Source organism: Catenibacterium faecis (genome assembly GCF_014306455.1).
Taxonomy (GTDB): domain Bacteria; phylum Bacillota_I; class Bacilli_A; order Erysipelotrichales; family Coprobacillaceae; genus Catenibacterium; species Catenibacterium mitsuoka_A.
This window is the reverse complement of the sequence record NZ_JACRWG010000136.1, coordinates 1-1,341: the sequence shown is the minus strand read 5'-3', so window position 1 is coordinate 1,341 and position 1,341 is coordinate 1. Positions and strand designations below refer to the sequence as shown.

Annotated in this window: 1 protein-coding gene; it reads left to right on the top strand. The window is 34.3% G+C overall.

The features are described from left to right. Positions 1–188 precede the first annotated feature (188 nt). Complete coding sequence (locus H8909_RS13085) at positions 189–518, top strand: hypothetical protein (protein WP_187013138.1); 330 nt, start codon at positions 189–191, stop codon at positions 516–518. Positions 519–1,341: the final 823 nt, after the last annotated feature.

The following is a 1,341-nucleotide window of genomic DNA, read 5'->3' as shown; positions in this document are numbered from 1 at the left end:
TGAATATTACGGAGTGGCAAGGCCACTCCATACGGTAAAATAAGTCCATCCATTACGCTAGAAAAGTCCAGTGAATCCGTTAAACAAGTCCATCATATTTAATATAAAGATTTGCATCTCTTGGTTGTAAAATGGATTTGATAAGTAATAAATACTTATCAAATCTTGCAACTAGGAGGTGTTTTTATATGCGAGATGTTAAGAAGATTTTGGAAATGAGATCTCAAAATTTCAGTCAGCGAAAGATAGCTGAAGCACTTAAGGTATCAAGAGATACAGTAAGAAAAGTATCTAAAGCAGCTGATGAAAATAGTATTTGTTGGTCCATGATCCAGAATCAGAATGAAATGGAAGTACAGAAACTATTGTTTGTAAAGGAGACTAAACTTAATCTGATTATTAAACAACCTGATTATCAGTATATTCATAAAGAACTGTTAAGACCAGGGACAAACAACAGATTATTATGGGAAGAATATGCAGAAGACTGTAGAAATAGTAAATTTCCATTCTATTAGTACAGTTACTTCTCTGAAAAGCATCGTGATTATGTAAAGAAAAACAATCTCACAATGCATATCACACATAAGCCAGGGGATAAAATGATGATTGATTTGTTATGAGAATCTTTGCATAACCAATCTACTTCAGTACGAATACCTGGCTTATACTGAATATGGTTGGTATAGTTGTGATTCTGAACATGTTCTTTGTATCCTCTGCAGAACTTTGAATAGCTCACGGGATACTTCCCATCATTTATCTTGATACAGTATTCATTCCACAACAGCTTCAGAGTGACTCCAGGTTTAGATAATTCATTACGAATATATTCATAATCTATAGGGGCATAGATATCTTCACTTTCATAAAGATTAGGGAAGAACAGCTTTCCTAATTCCGTATCTGAATAACACTCTAATTTTGCAGTATCAAATTCTAATTCCTCCTTTCTTCGTCTTACTTTCTATGATGTGTGCTTGCTTATGTGATATTGTTTGGAAATGGTATTAAGAGAAATACCCTGACCCATTAGCTGCAGGCACATTCTCAGATTGAATTTTACGGCCATAGTTTTAAGGCTCCTTTCGTAATATTAGAGACATTGTCTCCAATATCATGATAGTACAAAAAGACCACCCTTGAGGTGGTGCAGTTGTGTATATTCTGATTTTTAGACTAGTGTTGCAGTTGGTGATATAGGTGGTGCATTTTATGCGATTAGCGGTGCTGTTCCTTGCGAATAATCAATAGTTCATACCTGATTACTTTACACGGAAAATCATTACGTGAGGAATACTCAAGAATAAAACAATAAAAATGGAGAAGGCATAATAATGA